The organism is Hymenobacter sp. PAMC 26628 (genome assembly GCF_001562275.1).
Taxonomy (GTDB): Bacteria; Bacteroidota; Bacteroidia; order Cytophagales; family Hymenobacteraceae; genus Hymenobacter.
The window spans coordinates 213,971-230,679 of sequence record NZ_CP014304.1 but is presented as its reverse complement, the minus strand read 5'-3'; the positions used below and the strand labels follow the sequence as shown (position 1 = coordinate 230,679).

The 16,709-nt window shown below is 62.2% G+C and carries 21 protein-coding genes and 2 pseudogenes; 11 read left to right on the top strand and 12 right to left on the bottom strand.

From position 1 onward, the window contains the following. Positions 1 to 36: 36 nt before the first annotated feature. A complete protein-coding gene (locus AXW84_RS01400; protein ID WP_068227673.1) occupies positions 37 to 429 on the bottom strand; it encodes a hypothetical protein in 393 nt (130 codons plus the stop codon). 205 nt (positions 430 to 634) lie between these two features. Then, complete coding sequence (locus AXW84_RS01395) at positions 635 to 979, bottom strand: hypothetical protein (RefSeq protein ID WP_157886746.1); 345 nt, start codon at positions 977 to 979, stop codon at positions 635 to 637. Positions 980 to 1,093: 114 nt separating this feature from the next. Here AXW84_RS01395 and pheS point away from each other — a divergent pair, with 114 nt between their 5' ends. The 8 genes from pheS (at position 1,094) to AXW84_RS01355 (ending at position 8,849) form a co-directional block, all read left to right on the top strand. Next, a complete protein-coding gene (pheS, locus tag AXW84_RS01390; RefSeq protein WP_068227668.1) occupies positions 1,094 to 2,167 on the top strand; it encodes a phenylalanine--tRNA ligase subunit alpha in 1,074 nt (357 codons plus the stop codon). Positions 2,168 to 2,216: 49 nt separating this feature from the next. After that, on the top strand, positions 2,217 to 2,852 hold the full coding sequence (locus tag AXW84_RS01385; protein ID WP_082773625.1) for a Uma2 family endonuclease: 636 nt from the start codon (positions 2,217 to 2,219) through the stop codon (positions 2,850 to 2,852). A gap of 84 nt (positions 2,853 to 2,936) precedes the next feature. Beyond that, positions 2,937 to 4,250: a 30S ribosomal protein S12 methylthiotransferase RimO gene (rimO, locus tag AXW84_RS01380; RefSeq protein WP_068227665.1), complete on the top strand. Its 1,314-nt coding sequence runs from the start codon at positions 2,937 to 2,939 to the stop codon at positions 4,248 to 4,250. Positions 4,251 to 4,498: 248 nt separating this feature from the next. Next, positions 4,499 to 6,088 (top strand): bacillithiol biosynthesis cysteine-adding enzyme BshC, encoded by a 1,590-nt coding sequence (gene bshC / locus AXW84_RS01375; RefSeq protein ID WP_068238798.1) that lies wholly within the window; start codon positions 4,499 to 4,501, stop codon positions 6,086 to 6,088. Positions 6,089 to 6,139: 51 nt separating this feature from the next. Next, positions 6,140 to 6,799 carry a YIP1 family protein gene (locus tag AXW84_RS24325; RefSeq protein ID WP_157886745.1) on the top strand — a complete coding sequence of 220 codons (660 nt, stop codon included), beginning with the start codon at positions 6,140 to 6,142 and terminating at the stop codon, positions 6,797 to 6,799. Positions 6,800 to 6,801: 2 nt separating this feature from the next. Continuing rightward, the gene (locus AXW84_RS01365) at positions 6,802 to 7,389 is read left to right on the top strand and encodes a 5-formyltetrahydrofolate cyclo-ligase (RefSeq protein WP_068227658.1); all 588 of its coding nucleotides are present in this window, start codon (positions 6,802 to 6,804) and stop codon (positions 7,387 to 7,389) included. A 108-nt stretch (positions 7,390 to 7,497) separates the two neighbouring features. Next, complete coding sequence (locus AXW84_RS01360) at positions 7,498 to 8,025, top strand: ExbD/TolR family protein (RefSeq protein ID WP_068227656.1); 528 nt, start codon at positions 7,498 to 7,500, stop codon at positions 8,023 to 8,025. Beyond that, the gene (locus tag AXW84_RS01355) at positions 8,022 to 8,849 is read left to right on the top strand and encodes an energy transducer TonB (protein WP_082773624.1); all 828 of its coding nucleotides are present in this window, start codon (positions 8,022 to 8,024) and stop codon (positions 8,847 to 8,849) included. Before AXW84_RS01360 ends, AXW84_RS01355 begins: the two co-directional genes overlap by 4 nt. Before the next feature lie 230 nt (positions 8,850 to 9,079). On the opposite strand, the gene AXW84_RS01350 is transcribed toward AXW84_RS01355, so the two are convergent. Genes AXW84_RS01350 through AXW84_RS01340 form a run of 3 tightly spaced genes read right to left on the bottom strand, consistent with a single transcriptional unit; the run spans position 9,080 to position 11,190 of the window. Next, positions 9,080 to 9,616, bottom strand: coding sequence for a GDYXXLXY domain-containing protein (locus AXW84_RS01350; protein ID WP_068227650.1), 537 nt, complete (start codon positions 9,614 to 9,616; stop codon positions 9,080 to 9,082). 40 nt (positions 9,617 to 9,656) lie between these two features. Continuing rightward, positions 9,657 to 10,904 carry a DUF2157 domain-containing protein gene (locus AXW84_RS01345; protein ID WP_071889735.1) on the bottom strand — a complete coding sequence of 416 codons (1,248 nt, stop codon included), beginning with the start codon at positions 10,902 to 10,904 and terminating at the stop codon, positions 9,657 to 9,659. After that, positions 10,894 to 11,190, bottom strand: a complete 297-nt coding sequence (locus AXW84_RS01340) for a hypothetical protein (protein WP_068227644.1) — start codon at positions 11,188 to 11,190, stop codon at positions 10,894 to 10,896. The genes AXW84_RS01345 and AXW84_RS01340 overlap by 11 nt, the downstream gene beginning before the upstream one ends. 191 nt (positions 11,191 to 11,381) lie before the next feature. Between AXW84_RS01340 and AXW84_RS01335 the strand changes: the two genes are divergently transcribed. Beyond that, positions 11,382 to 12,162 (top strand): IS5 family transposase gene (locus AXW84_RS01335; protein WP_442905589.1). Its coding sequence is split into 2 segments (ribosomal slippage): positions 11,382 to 11,407 and positions 11,406 to 12,162, totalling 783 coding nucleotides; the frame shifts between segments, so codons are not numbered across the junction. A gap of 10 nt (positions 12,163 to 12,172) precedes the next feature. On the opposite strand, the gene AXW84_RS01330 is transcribed toward AXW84_RS01335, so the two are convergent. The 4 genes from AXW84_RS01330 to AXW84_RS26460 all read right to left on the bottom strand — a co-directional run bounded on the left by AXW84_RS01330 (position 12,173) and on the right by AXW84_RS26460 (position 13,340). Further along, positions 12,173 to 12,505 carry a type II toxin-antitoxin system PemK/MazF family toxin gene (locus AXW84_RS01330; RefSeq protein ID WP_068227637.1) on the bottom strand — a complete coding sequence of 111 codons (333 nt, stop codon included), beginning with the start codon at positions 12,503 to 12,505 and terminating at the stop codon, positions 12,173 to 12,175. After that, complete coding sequence (locus tag AXW84_RS01325) at positions 12,493 to 12,750, bottom strand: AbrB/MazE/SpoVT family DNA-binding domain-containing protein (protein WP_068227634.1); 258 nt, start codon at positions 12,748 to 12,750, stop codon at positions 12,493 to 12,495. Before AXW84_RS01325 ends, AXW84_RS01330 begins: the two co-directional genes overlap by 13 nt. 102 nt (positions 12,751 to 12,852) lie before the next feature. After that, positions 12,853 to 13,194, bottom strand: coding sequence for a hypothetical protein (locus tag AXW84_RS01320; protein WP_157886744.1), 342 nt, complete (start codon positions 13,192 to 13,194; stop codon positions 12,853 to 12,855). A 68-nt stretch (positions 13,195 to 13,262) separates the two neighbouring features. Then, entirely contained in the window at positions 13,263 to 13,340 is a 78-nt protein-coding gene (locus tag AXW84_RS26460; RefSeq protein ID WP_071892484.1) for a hypothetical protein, read from the bottom strand. 57 nt (positions 13,341 to 13,397) lie between these two features. Here AXW84_RS26460 and AXW84_RS01315 point away from each other — a divergent pair, with 57 nt between their 5' ends. Together AXW84_RS01315 and AXW84_RS01310 are read left to right on the top strand one after the other, a co-directional pair. After that, the gene (locus AXW84_RS01315; RefSeq protein ID WP_068227630.1) at positions 13,398 to 13,865 is read left to right on the top strand and encodes a helix-turn-helix domain-containing protein; all 468 of its coding nucleotides are present in this window, start codon (positions 13,398 to 13,400) and stop codon (positions 13,863 to 13,865) included. Beyond that, complete coding sequence (locus AXW84_RS01310) at positions 13,856 to 14,521, top strand: IS630 family transposase (RefSeq protein ID WP_082773621.1); 666 nt, start codon at positions 13,856 to 13,858, stop codon at positions 14,519 to 14,521. The genes AXW84_RS01315 and AXW84_RS01310 overlap by 10 nt, the downstream gene beginning before the upstream one ends. Here AXW84_RS01310 and AXW84_RS01305 read toward each other — a convergent pair. From AXW84_RS01305 to AXW84_RS23830, 3 genes and pseudogenes are all read right to left on the bottom strand, one after another. Continuing rightward, positions 14,518 to 15,201: pseudogene (locus tag AXW84_RS01305) on the bottom strand (IS3 family transposase); the annotation flags it as partial. The gene AXW84_RS01310 and the pseudogene AXW84_RS01305 overlap by 4 nt on opposite strands. Positions 15,202 to 15,254: 53 nt before the next feature. Beyond that, positions 15,255 to 15,518: an IS66 family insertion sequence element accessory protein TnpA gene (gene tnpA / locus AXW84_RS01300; RefSeq protein ID WP_068227618.1), complete on the bottom strand. Its 264-nt coding sequence runs from the start codon at positions 15,516 to 15,518 to the stop codon at positions 15,255 to 15,257. Positions 15,519 to 15,825: 307 nt separating this feature from the next. Continuing rightward, positions 15,826 to 16,440, bottom strand: a pseudogene (locus AXW84_RS23830) (DUF885 family protein); the annotation flags it as partial. Positions 16,441 to 16,709 lie beyond the last annotated feature (269 nt).

Here is a 16,709-nt window from a genome sequence, read left to right as displayed (position 1 = left end):
CTCTACGTGTAACTGTCGGCCGTGGATTAGCCTGGCTTAGCGAGGGCTGGGCGAGAGCGTGGTTTGCTTCGTGCTGACCGGGGCTTTGCGGGGCGTACCGTCGTAGTTGTCCATTTCGTGGCCCGTGCGGATGTGCACGCTCATGCCGGGGGCGGTGTATACCGCGTCGCGGCCCTGGCGGGCCTGCGCGTCGTCGTAGGCCTCCCAGCCGGTGGGCTCCGTCACGGCGGCCATCACGGGGGTGGCGGGGTCGGGGGCGGGCCAGGCAGCGGCGGCGCGGCGGGTAGTTTTGCGCACAGTGCGCTGCGCTTTTTTAGCCACGCGGCGGGTGGTACGGGTGGTTTTTTTGGTGGTGGCCGGCGTGGTTTGGGCGCTGGCTTCGGCGATTAGCAACACCGACAAAGCGAGGGTAATGATGGAGCGGAACATGGGCGAAGCGGGCTTAGGGAGTGAGGAGCTGCTTGCCTAAAATCGAAGACCGTGCCAAACTTAAATTTCACTGCCCGGGCCCCGGCCCGCCACTGAAACTGCCCCGGGGCCCCACCCGCAAATTCAACCTAAAAACGCCCCGCCTGGCTACGCAAGCCAAGCGGGGCGTTCAATAAAACCCAACAGGCCCAGGGGCCCCCAACGCTTACTTTGGCGAGAGCGTGGTGCCGCTGGTGCGCTTGGCGGGCGTGGCCTTGTCGGTGGTGCCTTTGTAGGAACCCACTTCCTTGCCGGGCGTCACCTCCACGGGCATGCCGGGGGCGGCGTACACGCCCTGGCCCTTGCCGCCGTCGTTGGCCGATGACGCGCCGGGGGCCCCATTGCCGAAACCGCCGTCGGGGGAGGTAGCAGTGGCGTCGGAGGTGGCGGCCGGCACGGGCTTGGTTTTGGCGGCGGTGGCGGCCGGTTTGGCGGCGCGGCGCGGGGTGGTTTGGGCAGTGGCGGCGAGGGCCGAGGCGGCCAATACTACGGCGAGCAAGGAACGGAGCATGGAGACAGGGAATAAGGGTGAAGGATGGGCCGTTGGCCCCGCCGGCAGGCGGCCCAACGGGTTGCCTACGCGAAACCGCCCGCCGGGGTGCCGTCCGGCCGTAACTTTGTGGCTATGCTACAGGATTCCATTGCCGGCCTCGAGGCCGAAATCAGCGCCCAGGAGCTGGCCACCGCGGCCCAGCTCGACGCGTTCCGCATTGCCTACCTCGGCCGCAAGGGCCGCCTGGCCGACTTGTTCGACCAGCTCAAAACCGTGCCCGCCGAGCAGAAGCGCGCCGTGGGCCAGCAACTCAACCAGTTCAAGCAGGCCGCCCAGGCCCGCCACGACGAGGCCCAGCAGGCCCTGGAAGCCGCCACCGCCAACCAGCCCGCCGACGCCGGCTACGACTACACCCTGCCGCCCGTGCCCAACGCCCTGGGCACCCGCCACCCCCTGAGCCTGGTGCGCGAAGAGATGCTGCGCATCTTCGGCCGCATTGGCTTCTCAGTGGCCGAGGGCCCCGAGATTGAGGACGACTGGCACAACTTCACGGCCCTCAACTTCCCCGAAAACCACCCGGCGCGCGACATGCAGGACACGTTCTTCATCGCCCCGCCCGCCCCCAAAAGCCCGATTGATCCGGCCGACTCCGGGGCCCCCGACGTGCCGCTGCTGCTGCGCACCCACACCAGCACCGTGCAGGTGCGGGTGATGGAAACCGAGCCCCTGCCCATCCGCCGCGTGATGCCGGGCCGCGTGTACCGCAACGAGGCCATTTCGGCCCGCGCCCACATGATGTTCCACCAGGTAGAAGGCATTTTCATCGACGAGGGCGTGAGCTTTGCCGACCTCAAGCAAACGGTGTACTACTTTGTGAATGAGATGTTTGGAACGGACATTAACATCCGGTTCCGGCCCAGCTTCTTCCCCTTCACCGAGCCCAGCGCCGAGATTGACATCACCTGCCTTATCTGCAAGGGCAAGGGCTGCAACATTTGCAAGTACTCGGGCTGGGTAGAAATTGGCGGCTGCGGCATGGTGGACCCCAACGTGCTCGAAAACAGCGGCATCGACCCCGAGAAATACTCCGGCTATGCCTGGGGCATGGGCATCGAGCGCATCGCCATGCTCAAGTACCAAATCAAAGATTTGCGCCTGTTCACGGAGAACGACCTGCGCTTTTTGCGGCAGTTCGAGGCCGTGTAGGGCCCCGGGGTTCTGAATTAATTCGTTCGGTCTTGCTGTTGCCTTTGCCATGACGCCCAACTTGTTGCCCCCCGTGCTGCCGCCGGCCGCCGCGCTGCCCGAAGCCTCCGCCCCGGCCATTAGCCTGGCCGACTGGCTGAACCACATGACGGAGGACGAATTCTACGTCTTCTGCCAGCGCAACGCCGAACTGAAATTTGAACGCCGGGCCGACGGCACCATTGAGTTTTTAAGCATGACCAGAGGAACCACGGGCCGCCGCAATACCAAGCTGATTGTCCGCTTAGGTGTATGGGCCGAAGAAAATAAGTTGGGCGAAGTATTCGATTCTTCCACCGGCTTCCGGCTACCCAACAGTGCGGTGCGCTCGCCCGACGTGGCGTGGGTGCGCGCCGACCGCTGGGGGGCCCTGGCGGCCGCGCAGCAAGAGCGTTTCCCGCCGCTCTGCCCCGATTTTGTGGTGGAGTTGGCCAGCCCGTCCGATAGCCTGACCGATTTGACGACCAAACTGTTGGAGTACATCGCCAACGGTTGCCGCTTGGCTTGGCTCATCGGCCCCAAAACCGAAACGGCCCGCGTGTTTCGCGCCGACGGCTCGGTGAGCGTCGCCAAATCATTTGAGGAAACCCTGGACGGCGAGGACGTGCTGCCTGGGTTTCAATTTCCTCTGGCCGCGCTGCGCTAGCCCCGGGGCCCCACTAGAACCTTACCAAGAAAGTCGGCTACAAAATCCGCCCAATCCGTGGATAATCCGACGAATCCGTGATTTATGAAAGTTAGAAATCAAAACCAAAACAAGGTCAACGTCATCACGCTGGGCTGCTCGAAGAACATCGTGGACAGCGAGGTGCTGATGGGCCAGCTCCAGGCCAACGACTTTGACGTGACGCACGAGGCGACGAAAAGCGACGCCAACATCGTCATCATCAACACCTGCGGCTTCATCGACAACGCCAAGCAGGAGAGCATCGACACCATCCTGCGCTACGCCGACGAGAAGGAGGCCGGCCGCCTGGAGAAGCTCTACGTGACGGGCTGCCTCTCGCAGCGCTACAAGGACGAGCTGGAGGTGGAAATCCCGCAGGTGGACGCCTACTTCGGCACGCTGGAGCTGCCGCAGATGCTGAAGGTGCTGAACGCCGACTACAAGCACGAGCTGGTGGGCGAGCGCCTGCTCACCACGCCGCGCCACTACGCTTACTTCAAAATTGCCGAGGGCTGCAACCGCCCGTGCTCGTTTTGCGCCATCCCGCTGATGCGCGGCAAGCACGTGGACCGCACCATGGACGACCTCGTGCGCGACGCCGGCCGCCTGGCCGCCCAGGGCACCAAGGAGCTGATTCTCATTGCCCAGGACCTGACTTACTACGGCCTGCAAGCCTACGGCGAGCGCAAGCTGCCCGAGCTGCTGCGCCGCCTCTCCGACGTGAACGGCATCGACTGGATCCGGCTGCAATACGCCTACCCGTCGCAATTTCCGCTGGAGGCCCTGGACGTGATGGCCGAGCGCGCCAACATCTGCAAGTACCTCGACATGCCCTTGCAGCACGGCTCGGACAATATGCTGAAAACCATGCGCCGCGGCATCACCCGCCGCCGCACTTCGGAGCTCGTGGACACCATTCGGCAGCGGGTGCCGGGCATTGCACTGCGCACAACACTCATCGCCGGCCACCCCGGCGAAACCGACGCCGACTTCGACGAGATGTACGAGTTTGTGCGCCAGACGCGGTTCGAGCGGCTGGGCATTTTCACGTACTCGCACGAAGACAACACGCATTCCTACACGCTGGAAGACAACGTCCCCGCCGACGTGAAGCAGGGCCGCGCCGACGCCATCATGGAGCTGCAGCAGGGCATTTCGCTGGAGCTGAACGAGGCCCGCGTGGGCCAGACATACAAGGTGCTCTTCGACCGCAAGGAGAGCGGCCACTTCGTGGGCCGTACCGAGTTCGACTCGCCCGAGGTGGACAACGAGGTACTCGTGCCGGTGGAGAAAAACACGTTCGTGCGCCTCGGCGATTTTGCCAACGTGAAAATCACCTCGGCTACGGATTTCGACCTGTACGGCGTGCTTGTCTGAACCACGGATTTATCGGATTGAACGGATTCGTCGGATTTTGGGGACGATTTTTCTTTACCGGTTCGCTGAATTTTGAAGGATGTGGGGCCCTATTCGGGCGGCTTTTAAATTGCCACCAGTCATTCTATTTACAAAAGGCAGCCAACCGGCTGCCTTTTTTGTTTAGTCCCGACCTTTGCCGCGCGGCCCCGCCGCGCCGCTTTCAATCGTCCCCAAAATCCGACGAATCCGTTCAATCCGATAAATCCGTGGTTCAGACACTCTCCTACGCCGACACCGGCGCTTTCTCCGGCCTTCTCACCGATTACCTGGCCCAAAAGCCCGAGCTGGCGCCCTTCTACCACCGCTGGCCGGCGCTGGAAAACTTCACCGCCCAAATCGAGGAGAAGCGCGCTGCCTACTCACCCGAGGCGCGGCAGCGGCTGGTGGAGGCCCTGCGCGCCCAGTACGCCACCGGCGAAGTGCCCGCTGCCGTAGCCGCCAACCTCGAATTGCTGGAGAAGGACACTGCGTTCACCGTCACCACCGGTCACCAGCTCAACCTGCTCACGGGGCCCCTTTACTTCGTGTATAAAATCGTGTCGGCCATCAAGTTGAGCCGCGAGTTGAAGGCCCGGTTCCCGCAGTACGATTTCGTGCCCGTGTACTGGATGGCCACCGAGGACCACGACTTCGCCGAAATCAACCACTTCTCGCTCTTCGGCAAAACCTACCAGTGGGACGCCGCCGGCACCGGGGGCCCCGTGGGCCGCCTGCCCCTGGCCGGCCTGGAAGAGCAGCTGCTGAGCCAGTTGCCGCCCGAGGTGCCGTCTCTGTTCCGCGACGCCTACGCCGGGGCCCCCACGCTGGCCGCCGCCACCCAGCGCCTCGCCGACGGCCTGTTTGGCCAGTACGGGCTGGTGACGCTCGACGCCGACCGCCCGGACTTGAAGCAGGCCCTGGTGCCGGTGCTAGAGCAGGAAATTCAGCACCAAACCTCCAACGCCGCCGTGCAGGCCACCAACGCCCGCCTCACCGCCGCCGGCTACAAGCCGCAGGTGTATTCGCGGCCCCTCAACCTGTTCTTTCTCACCGACAACGGCTTGCGCGAGCGGTTGGAGCCCGACGCCAACGGCGCCGACTGCGTGGAGGTGACCGTGCGCAACACCGCCCGCTGCCACAGCCAGGCCGAGCTGCTGGAGCTGGCCCGCCAGCAGCCCGCGCGCTTCAGCCCCAACGTGGTGCTGCGCCCGTTGTACCAGGAAATTCTACTGCCCAACTTGGCTTACATCGGCGGGGGCGCGGAGGTGGCGTACTGGTTCCAGCTGAAGGACGTGTTTGCCGCCTTCGGGGTGCCGTTTCCCATCGTGCTGCCCCGCAACTCGGCCCTGTACGTGAGCCGCGCCAACGCCAGCAAGCTCAAGAAACTGGGTTTGAGCACCACCGACATTTTCCGCCCGCTGCCCGAGCTGAAGAAGCAAGTGGGCGCCGCCCTGGGCCAGGAAGAAATCAGCCTGAAGGAGCAGCAGGAAGCCCTGGCCGCCACCTTCCAGCAAGTGCAGGACCTGGCCCAGCGCCTCGACGCCTCGCTGGTGCGCACCGTGGCTGCCGAAGCCCAAAAAGCCGCCGCGGGCCTCGCGGGCCTCGAAAAGCGCCTCAGCAAAGCCGCCGAAACCAAGCATGAAACCGCCTACGCCCAACTCGCCGCCATCAAAGAAAAGCTCTTCCCCGGCGGCGGCCTACAAGAGCGCACCGACAACGTGCTGAACGTATTAATTAATAACCCGGGCTTTATCGAGCAGTTGCTGGGGGCCCTGGAGCCGCTGGCGCTGAATTTCGCGGTAATTGAGGAGGAGTAATTAATGATAATTACTTTGCCATTCGATTAAAAACTCTTTGTCTTTATTGATTTGGAACATCAGGAGCCTAGTCCCAGATACAAAGACACTAACGGCCGTATTGACGGCAAGCGTTTGCTTGCAAACGTATGGTTCCGACCCTCGGCAACACTCCAATTCATTCTTAGCAATTGCCCAAATAAATACGTCCTTGGGTTGATAATTTTGGGTGGTATCACACGCTCAGTATCGCGTGCATTCGCTCAAAATGGTATTCATCCGTCCGACTCTAAAATCATAGCTGCAACCGCCATCGGAGCGTTATCCGGCTGGATTACAACTTATTGTTACACCATAGCGCTAAGTGCCATGGGGCGGCTGTTGGGCGGCAATGCAGATAGTAATCAGTTCAAAACTGTTGTAGCATGGGCTATGGTACCATCTATAGGTGGGTTGGGCTTGCTTGCGTTGCGCTACAATGTGTTGCGGCCTGACTTAATTAATCCCGCTACTATTGCTCCTTATTGGACTTACATAGAATCAATTATAAGCTTCGTAAGCATTCTGCTGATCTTTTGGACCGTTACTATTTTCCTTAAAGGAATCAGCATCTTGCAAGGCTTTGGCCTAGCTAAATCATTCATTAATATGCTGTTGCCAGGAGCAGTAATCCTGGTACTCATTGCGGCATTTACCATTTTTGATAGACTATTTTCTTCCTTGCTGCAATAGAAGTGTCCACTAAACCCGCCCTGCGCCGCACCGCCCTGGCCCACCGCGGGGCCCTAACGGCCGCCGAAGTGGCGGCGCGCAGCGAATTAATTAGCGCGCAATTATTTCAGCATTTCCCGGTGGCGGCGTGGCGGTGGCTGCACGTGTTTCTGCCGCTGGCGGCCAAGAACGAGCCCGACACGTGGGCCATTATCCGCCGCGTTTGGGCCGAGCAGCTGCCGGTGCGGCTGGCGGCGCCGGTGGTGCAGCCCGACGGCATTTTGCTGAAGCACTACGAATTGACGGCCGCCACACCGCTAGTGGCCAGTCGCTGGGGCGTTCCGGAGCCGGTGGGGGCCCTAGCTACGGGTGTAATGCCCGCCGCGTTTGATGCCGTGCTGGTGCCGCTGCTGGCTTGCGACGCGCGCGGGCAGCGCGTGGGCTACGGCGGCGGGTTTTACGACCGGTTTTTGGCGCAGTGCCGGCCGGATACGGCCTTCATTGGGCTCAATATTTTGGATGAGTCGCCGGGGGCCCCGATGGCCGACGTACTGCCCACCGACGTGGCCCTGAAGGCCCTCGTGACGCCGGCGGGCGTGTGGCGTTTTTAGGATTCTGACGGGCCGAAAATAAATAGTGGTTTGGGGCCCTAAAGCCTGCAATAAGGCAATATAGCGGTGCGTTGGTGGTTCATCTTCCACTCATTCGCCCCGTCGCCTATGGCCGCCATCGAACCGAAAGCTTCCGCCCCCGCTCCCAACGGCCGCCGACGAAGTAAGAAGGTGTCGACCCGCATCGACATGACGCCGATGGTGGACCTCGCGTTTCTGCTGCTCACGTTTTTCATGCTCACCACCACGTTTGCCAAGCCCTACGTGATGCAGCTGACCATGCCCGTAACCGACGAGAAGAACCCCACGGATGTGCCCGCTTCGAAGAGCCTGACCGTCATTCTGGGCAAAAACCACCGCGTGCACTACTACTTCGGCCTGAACCAACCGGCCGATAAAACGGTGGCCGCGGCCCGGTTGGAAACCACGGATTTTGGGCCCCGGGGCATCCGGCAGGTGCTACTGGCCCGCCAGCAGCGGGGCCCCGTGGTGGTGCTCATCAAGCCCGGCGCCGACTCGCGATACAAAGACATGGTGGACATTCTCGACGAGATGAGCATCACCAACCAGAAGCAATACGCCCTCACCAAGCTTTCCCCCGCCGACCTCACCCTTTTAACTAGCAACGCGTTATGATGAACAATGCCCAGCTGGCCACGGCCAGCCTCGACGATATCGTATTCGACGGCCGCAACCGGACCTACGGTGCCTACGTGCTGCGCCACCTCTACCAGCGCCACGTGACGCGGGCGCTCGGCATTGCCCTCGCCCTGCTAGCATTGCTGGTGGGCGGCCAAGCCCTGGCGCGGCTAATTAGGGGCCCTGAGGTGGTGGTTCCTTTCGTGCCCACCGGCATTGGTAACCCCGAAGTAAAGCCGATGATAATTGACCCAATTGTTATTCCCCCGCCGCCCGTAGCCGCCGTACAACCGCCGCGCTCAACGGTCGTGCCTACCATTCAATTTACGCCGCCTAAAATTGTGAGTGACAACCAACAGGTAGATAAAATCGCCGACCAGGACGAATTGAGGAATGCTGTGGTGGCTACCAAAACTGTTGTGGGGCCCGAAGTCATTGACCCTGACGGCCTGAAAACCATAGAGGGCCCTGCTGAAGTGGCGGACATTATGAATCCCCAGATTTTTACTGTTGTGGAGCAAATGCCGCAGTTGCCAGGCGGCGGCGGCACCGAAGCCATCGTGGCGGCCATCCAGCGGGCTGCTCGCTACCCCACCCAGGCCCTATCCGCCGGGGTGGAAGGCAAGGTGTTCGCCAGTTTCGTGGTGAACGCGCAGGGCGAAGTGACAGACCTGAAAATTGTGAAGGGCCTGGGCTCGGGCCTGGACGAAGAGACGCTACGGGCCATTAGCAAGCTGCCGCGCTTCATTCCGGGCCGGCAAAACGGGCGGGCCGTGAGCGTGCAGTACACCGTACCGATTTCCTTCCGCATGGACAAGTAAAAGAGTAGTTTTAATAATTAAAAAAGCTCCTGGCCATATGGCCAGGGGCTTTTCTGTTAATACCAAATAGGGTAGTTTAGAACGTCATGCAGAGCGCAGCGAAGCATCTCTCCCACTGACTAAATAATTAATTACTGCCGCATTAGAGATGCTTCGCTGCGCTCTGCATGACGAATCAATTCCCCAAACATCTCATTGAAGCAGCATTGACAATACGCCAGCCGCCGCGCTTATTCGCTCACTTCCACAATGCGGGCCTGGCCCCAGGGCGCAATGCGTACCTGCACCCGCAGCGGCCGGGCCACGGTGGACTTGCGCAGCACGCTGGCCGCCGGCACGTAGTAACGCTCTAAGCCGTAGCGCAGCCCCAGCGTGCGCGGAAATACGTCGGTGACCCAGCCGCGCAGCACCGCTTGGCCGGCCGCGGCGCGGGGCTCGGCGGCGTACACGCCGAGCACAGTGGCCGCGGGGGCCCCGGCCGAAGCGAGCAGTACATACACACTTTGACGGGTGCTCGGCTCCTCAGGGCCTCGCCACTGGGCCCGGGGCACGGTGGCTACGGCGTAGCGCAGGCGCACGAAATCGGTGGTTTTGAGGGTGGTGAGGTCGGTGGGGGTGGCGGTCAGCACCACGGCTTTACCCAGGGCCGTGGTGGCGTAGCCCGCGCCGGCCACGCCCAGCACGTACAGCACCTGGGCCCCCACCAGCAACCGCGGCAGCAGCTTAAACCGGGATGGAGCGTCGGGAATGGTGGCAACGGGAGCCATAGGGCAGTTAAATTTAGGCAGTGGAATGGACAAAGCCGCGCTACTCGGCAGGTTTGGCAGCGGCGGCCGCGCTGGGGGCCCCAGTGGCGGCCAGCACCCGGGCGTTGCGGCGGCGCAGGTACCAGCTCAGGCCCAGCAGCAGCACCCCGCCGAGCAGGAAAAACAGCGACTTGTCGAGGAACGCCCACGTCAGCTTGAAGTACGCCACCATGGTGGCCCCCACGAACAGCACCGTGCCCAGCGTGAGCTGGTCGGCGTCGCCGGCGCGGTGGGCGCGCACCAGCACCGAGCCGGCGTGGGCGTACAGCACCACCAGTGTGGCAATGGCCAGCGGCAGTCCGCCCGGCAGGTAGAAGCCGGGCAGCAGCAGCAGCCAGTCGGGCAGCGTGTCGAGGCGGCCACGCTGCTTTTTGCCCGCGACCGACAACGCCAGCACCGCTCCCAGGGCCCCCAGGTAAGCCAGCACCGGCGGGCGCAGCAGGCCGGCGTAGGCATCGGTTTCACCAAACAGGGCCAGGCCCAGGGCAAACAGGTAGGCGGCCACCAGCGGGGGCGCCTGCGCGTTGCGGCCGGCGTGGCGGTTGGGCTGCCAGTCGCCGGCGGCGTACACGAGCATGGCCGGCACGAAAAACCAGGTGATTTTGGCGTGCGACACGCCCACCCACAGCGCCACCTGCCACAGCAAGCCCGCCGACAGCACGGTGCTCAGCAGGCCGTCGGGGCGGCGCCACCACAGGTAGCCCAGGCCCCCGGCCAGCAGCGCGGCGGTGGCGTAGCTGTAGCTGCCCAGCGCCTGGGTGCAATAGGTTTGCACCACCGCCCCAATCAGCACGGTGAGGGCCGCCAGCATGCGGCTGCGGTGGGCGTAGGCCAGGGCCACGCCGGCCACCACCCAGGCCAGCAGCCCGCTGGCGTCGTAGCCCACCAACTGGTAGGTTTGGCTAACGAGGATGATGCTGACACCGAACAGCACCAGCCCTAGGCCTACCAGGCCCCGGCCCAGCATGCGGTTGCCGCGCTGCACGAAGTAGTGCCCGCCCGCGTAGGCCCCCACCAAGCTGCTGATAAGCAAGGACAAGCGCGCCACCGGCGGCAAGGCTGACCAGTTGGCCGCCACCACGCTCAGGGCGCTCAGGGCCACCAGCAGGCTGCCCAGCAGCGGCAGCAGGCCCACGGCGGGCACGGCATCGGGCGGGTAGCGGGCCAGCAAGCGTTGCCGCTGGTCCTCCGTGATGAGGCCCTCGGCCACCCAGGCAGGGCTTTCGGTGCGAAGAAATTTATGGCTCATTCCGGCTGCAACATACATTAGCCGGCACGGCCAGGGCGGTTTCCATCAGTTCCGCCACTGCCTCGTCTAGCCCGTGGTACCAATCTTCGTGCGGCGAGGTAGCCCCGCAGCCACCGGGCCGCGGCGGGCAGTCGGTGTCGCGCCAGCGGCGCTGGCAGCGCGGGCACACGGCCGCCGTTTCGAACGTGTTCCACACGCAGCCGCAACTGCACTGCCAGTGGGCCCCGCCGTCGGGCTCCCAGTGGCAGCGGGGGCAGTAAATGGCCAGGGACGAATCGGTGGACATGAGATGATTAAGTTAATAGACTTGTTCCCCAATAGTATTTTTGGGGATGCTTGGAGCCTATCCGAAAAATAAAGAAGTTGTAGCCAAGCGCAGGAATTTTGGGGTTACCACACCTGACAAGATTCCCAGTGCGCCCGACTACAACCGCGTACGAAGCTACGATTCACGCCGATTTTTTGCCTGCGCCGGCCTTGTGGGCTGCCGTCGAACCGCTGGCCAGCGGGCGCTTCCGGCCCCGGCAAGCGAGGCCGCCCGTCGGCCTGTAACCGCCAGATGTTCTTCGCTATTTACTATATTTTGGGTACGGGGATGCAGTGGAAAGCCTTGCCGCGGTGCCTGGGGGCCGCCTCCACGGTTCACGACTGGTTCCAGCAGTGGACCCAGGCAGGCGTATTCAAACAACCCTGGACCAGTGGCTTGGTCCAATTACAGGCCGAAGGCCGCCTGGATTGGGACTGGCAAGGCCTCGATGCCTGCCAGACCAAGGCCCCGCTCGGGGGCGAGGCCGTCGGCCCCAACCCCACGGACCGAGGCAAGGGCGGGGTCAAACGCCACGCCGATGGGCAGGCCCAGGGCCTGCCCATCGGCGTGGCCGTCACCGGAGCAAACGTGCACGAAGTCACGCAGGTACGGGCCGTGCTCGATTCTATGCCCGTGTTGCCGCCGCCCGCAGAAGACGATTTTGCCCCCGGCTTCTGCGCCGACAAGGGCTACGATGCCGAGGCCATTCGCCGCTTATTGGCCCAGTGGGGCTACCGGGTACACATCTTGAGCCGGGGTGAGGAAGCCGACAAGTGCCGCACCCCCGGGTACCGGGCGCGCCGCTGGGTCGTCGAGCGTACCCATGCCTGGTTCCATCAATTTCGCCGCCTGCTCATCCGATGGGAAAAGAAAGTCGACAACTACGAAGCCTTTTTGCACCTGGCCTGCGCCAATACTGTCTGGCGACGCTCCCTCTTATTTTTCGGATAGGCTCTAAGTCTCAGTACTGAAACATCTCCTGTAAACGGTCGCAGACGGCTTGGGCCGTGGCTTTGGGCAGCACGCCCAAGCGGCGCACCAAGCGGGTCTTGTCGACGGAGCGGATGTGGTCGAGCGCCACCTGGCCTTCTTTGCCCTGGAACGTGCAGTCCACGCGCGAAGGGTAGTCGCGCCGGGTGCTGGTCAGCGCCGCCACGGTCACCGTGCGCAGGTAGCGGTTCATCTCGTCGGGGGAGAGCACCACGCAGGGCCGGGTCTTGTTGATTTCGCTGCCCTGTGTGGGGTCGAGGTTGACGAGCCACACCTCGAAGCGCAGCACGGTTACCACTGCCATTCCGTGTCATCGAAGTCGTCGGCGAAGCCTTCCAGCAGCTCGCCCTCCGGGGCTTGGCCCTGGGCCAGGGCATGCTGAAAGCGCGCGTCCCAGTCCTGGCGGCGGGGCGTGGCCACGGGCGTGATGAGCAAGCCCTCCGGCGTGGGCTGGAGGTCGACCTCGCCGGTGAGGTGGTACTGTTGCAGGAGCTTCTTGGGTAGCACAATTCCCTGGGAATTGCCCACCCGAATCAGGCGCGTGTTCATAAAGGCAAATGTACGTACAATGTAAGTACATTTGCTCAGTCCGTTGGTTTCATTATTTGGATACCACCTCCACCTTTTAAACAGACATCAAAACGCTCGCCATTAGGCCTCTTGCAGGATGCGCGCGAGCACCTGCAATTTTGCATGATACTCTTTTACATGCGTCGTTGGCATAATGCTGTCCGTCAACCTGCTCCACGTGGTCAAACGCTCGATGGCACGCTGGATGAATGGTTTGCAATCGGAATCTATGCGGCCTTCGTCGACTAGTTGAGCAAAACCCGTCGCGATGACCGAGGTATCGAGGGTGTAGATGTACTGCACGTCATCGAAGCCCTTATCGGCTATCTGCGCCGCGATTTTGCTCTCGAAAAGAAGGGCGTCGTTGTACGCCTCCACGTCCATTTCCCCCACGCTTTCAATCGTCCAAACCAAACAGTCCACGGCCGGCATCGTGGGGTTCTCTTTGCGCTGTACGCTTCCCCGTTCGATAAGGCAGTAGTAGGCAGAGGTTAAGCCGCTTGTTTAAATTCGAGTGGAGTCATAAAATTTAAGGCTTGGTGGGGCCGTTGCGTGTTGTAGTCGAGCATCCAGTCGTCCACTAGTAGGATAAATCTAGTATCTTGTCGGGTAAAATGACCTGACAAATGGCGAAGTATTATGTCTTAGCGCTGAGGGCCGAAGAACAGGCCTCGCTAACGGAACTCGTGCAGCAGCGGCGCGTGGCCAGCGCCCGGCTTGTGCGGGCTCAGTGCCTGTTGGCCGTAGCTACAAACGGCTTGAACTGGAGCGACACCCAGACTAGCCAAGCCTACGGCGTGAGTACGCGCACCCTGGAGCGCCTGCGCCAACGCGCCTGCGAGGCGGGCGTGGAGGCCGCCCTGCTGGGGCAGCCCCGCCAGCAGTGGCCGGCCAGTAAGTACACCGGGGAGGTGGAGGCGCACCTGGCCGCGGCGGCCTGCTCCACCCCGCCCGAAGGGTACGCCCACTGGACATTGCGCTTGTTGGCCGCTCACCTGGTCACGCTGCAGGTGCTGCCCGAGGCCAGCCCGGCGATGGTGGGGCGGGTACTAAAAAAAATGCGTTACAGCCCTGGAAGCGACAGATGTGGGTGATTCCACCCGCTCAGAACGCGGCCTTCGTCTGCGCCATGGAACGGGTGCTTGACGTCTACCAACGCCCGTACGACCCAGCCCAGCCAGTCGTGTGCCTGGATGAGTCGCCCAAGCAATTACTACGCGAAAGCCGCGTGCCACTCCCGCTGCCCGATGGCAGCACCCGCTACGACTGCGAGTACCACCGCCAGGGCGTGGCCCAGGTGTATATGCTGCACGAGCCGCTGGCCGGTCGCCGCCGGGTGCAGGTCGAAGACCGCCATGACCGACTCACGTTTGCCCGGGCGGTAGCCCGCCTGCTGGAGGAGGACTACGCCCAAGCGACGCGCGTGACGCTGGTGCTCGACAATTTGTCGGCGCACCAGCCCGCCGCTTTTTACGAGATTTTTGACCCGGTACGGGCGCACGCCCTGTTGCAGCGCGTGGAATTTGTGTTCACCCCCAAGCATGGCTCGTGGCTCAACATGGCTGAAATCGAGTTTGCCGCCCTGCTCACCCACGGCCTGCCGCAGCGCGTGCCCGACCGGCCGACGCTGGAAGCGCACTGCTACGCTTGGCAACTAGCGCGCAACCAACTGGGGGCACCCACCAACTGGCAGTTTACAACCGAGAAGGCCCGCATCAAACTCAAACGGTTGTACCCGACAACCGGCTAGATTTGACCTACTAGTGGGCGCACATGGGCCAGCGAGCGGAACAGGTGCGCGTCGAGCAGTTCGCGGCGAAACGAGCCGTTGAAGCGTTCGATATAAGCGTTTTGCGTTGGCTTGCCTGGCTGAATCCAATGCAGCATAATGCCCTGCTTTTCACCCCACTCGCTCAGACGATTGCTGATGAATTCGGGTCCGTTGTCGGTGCGCAGCTGCGCGGGACAGCCATGGTAGTCGACTAAGCGCGTCAGGGTCTGCACCACGCGGGCGGCAGGCAGCGAGAAGTCGATTTCGACGCCCAGCAACTGGCGGTTGTCATCGTCGAGCACGTTCAGGGTCCGAAACCGTCGCCCATCCGTTAGCACGTCACTCGTAAAGTCGAGCGACCAGCACACGTTGGCCGCCACCGGTGCGACTAACGGCTGCTTGACGCGGGCCGGTACGCGCTTTTTTAGGCGCCGGGGTAGATTCAGGGCGAGCGCCCGATAAAGGCGTAGCGTGCGTTTGTGATGGATTACCAGTCCGTTTTTACGCAAGCGGTGATGTAATTTCCAGAAGCCCCAGCCCGGATGCCGCCCGGTTAATGCTCGCAGGGCCGCTTGCACGGGCTCGTCATGGCGCCCTTTTACTACTGGGTGGTAGCGGCCACGGGAGAGCCCCGCGAGCGCACACGCACGCCGCTGGCTCCAACCTTTTGTTACTAAGCCCTGCGCTGCCTGGCGTCGCGCCGCAGGGCTGGCTACTTTTTTCGCCGGATCTCCTTGATAGCCTGGTTTTCTAAGCTCAAGTCAGCGAACAGCTGCTTGAGTTTTCGATTCTCCTCTTCCAAGTGCTTGAGCCGCGTTAGTTCCGCGACGCTCGCCCCGGCATACTTGCTTTTCCACGCGTAGAATGTCGCCTCACTCAGGCCGTGCTCCCGCACAATTTGGGCGACGGTTTGCCCGCTGGCTTGCTGTTGCAGAATGGCCACAATTTGGGCCTCGCTGAATCGTCCTTTTTTCATTAGTCAGTCGTCAGGCAGTGAAAGTTACATCTTTCTCTACTCACAACTGGCTCGCTATTTAGGGAAGCGTACAAAGGGTACGCTTCCCTAAATAGCGAGCCAGTATATGGTTGAAAGAAAGGCAGCAAGGTGCAGTGGCGGGTGCAGAGCTCTGCACCCGCTATCGAGCGCTGCCGCTACGAGTCAAATCAGCTCCGCAAACCTACTGAAAGGCACCTTTTGCACCAAGCGCAGCCCGGTTTCGACCGAGCCGGAGGGTTCTGCAACAGCAACCACCGTTTCGGTAAACTGGTTGGCTATCGGTCGCTCAGGGCCGAAGCCCGCTCGGGGCCAGCATCAGCTCGTGGATGTATTTCACGGGCACGGTGCCGTAGCTAAGGAATTTTTCGTGGAAGGCTTTGAGGCCAAAAGCGGGGCCTTGCCGTCGCTTTAGCTCGTCGCGCAAGGTCAAAATGGCAGAGGAGCCGGCAAAGTAGGTACTGAGCTGCACTTGGCTAAGGGAAGCGCGCCGCCACTTGTTGGCCGCCTCGGTTTCGTCCTGAAAGCCCTCGCGGCGCAACAGCGCCACCGCGTCTTTTTCGCTCAGGTTTTCCACCTGAATGGCGCGGTCGAGGATGGCGTTAAGCGTGATGCGCAGGTTGAACTTGTCATCCATCAGCCAGATTTCGTCGGCGTTTTTGCCGTAGCCATTCTCCAGCATCATGCGCTCAGCGTACACGGCCCAGCCCTCCGCCATGGCACCGTTAAAGAACAAGCTTTTGACGAGCGAAGGCGAGCGGTTGGCGTACACCTGTTGCGTGTAATGGCCGGGAATAGCTTCGTGGATGTTCACGATTTGCAGCATGTAGTCGTTGTATTCGCGCAGGTAGCTTTCGGCCTTGGCGGGCGTCCATTCGGCTGCAATCGGCGTCACATAGTAATAGGAGTCGGCGCCTTGGTCGTACGGGCCGGGGGGGGTACAAGCTGGCGACCACGCCGGTGCCGCGCAGGTAGAGCGGCGTTTCGCGCACGACCAGCGGCTTCCTGGGGTCTTGCGTCAGCAGGTTCTTCTCGTTCACAAACGCTACCAGCGCGGGAATCTGGGCCCTGGCGGCGTCGACCAATCCCTTGTATGATTGTACTGCCCTATCTTGAGGGGAGCCGGAAAAGGAAACGGGGTCACCGCCTATCCCTAAATGCGGCGCTTTGGCG

Coding starts and splice junctions, on each gene's coding strand:
- AXW84_RS01400 (WP_068227673.1), bottom strand. CDS start 429: ATGTTCCGCTCCATCATTACCCTCGCTTTGTCGGTGTTGCTAATCGCC.
- AXW84_RS01395 (WP_157886746.1), bottom strand. CDS start 979: ATGCTCCGTTCCTTGCTCGCCGTAGTATTGGCCGCCTCGGCCCTCGCC.
- pheS (WP_068227668.1), top strand. CDS start 1,094: ATGCTACAGGATTCCATTGCCGGCCTCGAGGCCGAAATCAGCGCCCAG.
- AXW84_RS01385 (WP_082773625.1), top strand. CDS start 2,217: ATGACGCCCAACTTGTTGCCCCCCGTGCTGCCGCCGGCCGCCGCGCTG.
- rimO (WP_068227665.1), top strand. CDS start 2,937: ATGAAAGTTAGAAATCAAAACCAAAACAAGGTCAACGTCATCACGCTG.
- AXW84_RS01360 (WP_068227656.1), top strand. CDS start 7,498: ATGGCCGCCATCGAACCGAAAGCTTCCGCCCCCGCTCCCAACGGCCGC.
- AXW84_RS01355 (WP_082773624.1), top strand. CDS start 8,022: ATGATGAACAATGCCCAGCTGGCCACGGCCAGCCTCGACGATATCGTA.
- AXW84_RS01350 (WP_068227650.1), bottom strand. CDS start 9,616: ATGGCTCCCGTTGCCACCATTCCCGACGCTCCATCCCGGTTTAAGCTG.
- AXW84_RS01345 (WP_071889735.1), bottom strand. CDS start 10,904: ATGAGCCATAAATTTCTTCGCACCGAAAGCCCTGCCTGGGTGGCCGAG.
- AXW84_RS01340 (WP_068227644.1), bottom strand. CDS start 11,190: ATGTCCACCGATTCGTCCCTGGCCATTTACTGCCCCCGCTGCCACTGG.
- AXW84_RS01330 (WP_068227637.1), bottom strand. CDS start 12,505: ATGGCAGTGGTAACCGTGCTGCGCTTCGAGGTGTGGCTCGTCAACCTC.
- AXW84_RS01325 (WP_068227634.1), bottom strand. CDS start 12,750: ATGAACACGCGCCTGATTCGGGTGGGCAATTCCCAGGGAATTGTGCTA.
- AXW84_RS26460 (WP_071892484.1), bottom strand. CDS start 13,340: ATGCTCGACTACAACACGCAACGGCCCCACCAAGCCTTAAATTTTATG.
- AXW84_RS01315 (WP_068227630.1), top strand. CDS start 13,398: ATGGCGAAGTATTATGTCTTAGCGCTGAGGGCCGAAGAACAGGCCTCG.
- AXW84_RS01310 (WP_082773621.1), top strand. CDS start 13,856: ATGTGGGTGATTCCACCCGCTCAGAACGCGGCCTTCGTCTGCGCCATG.
- tnpA (WP_068227618.1), bottom strand. CDS start 15,518: ATGAAAAAAGGACGATTCAGCGAGGCCCAAATTGTGGCCATTCTGCAA.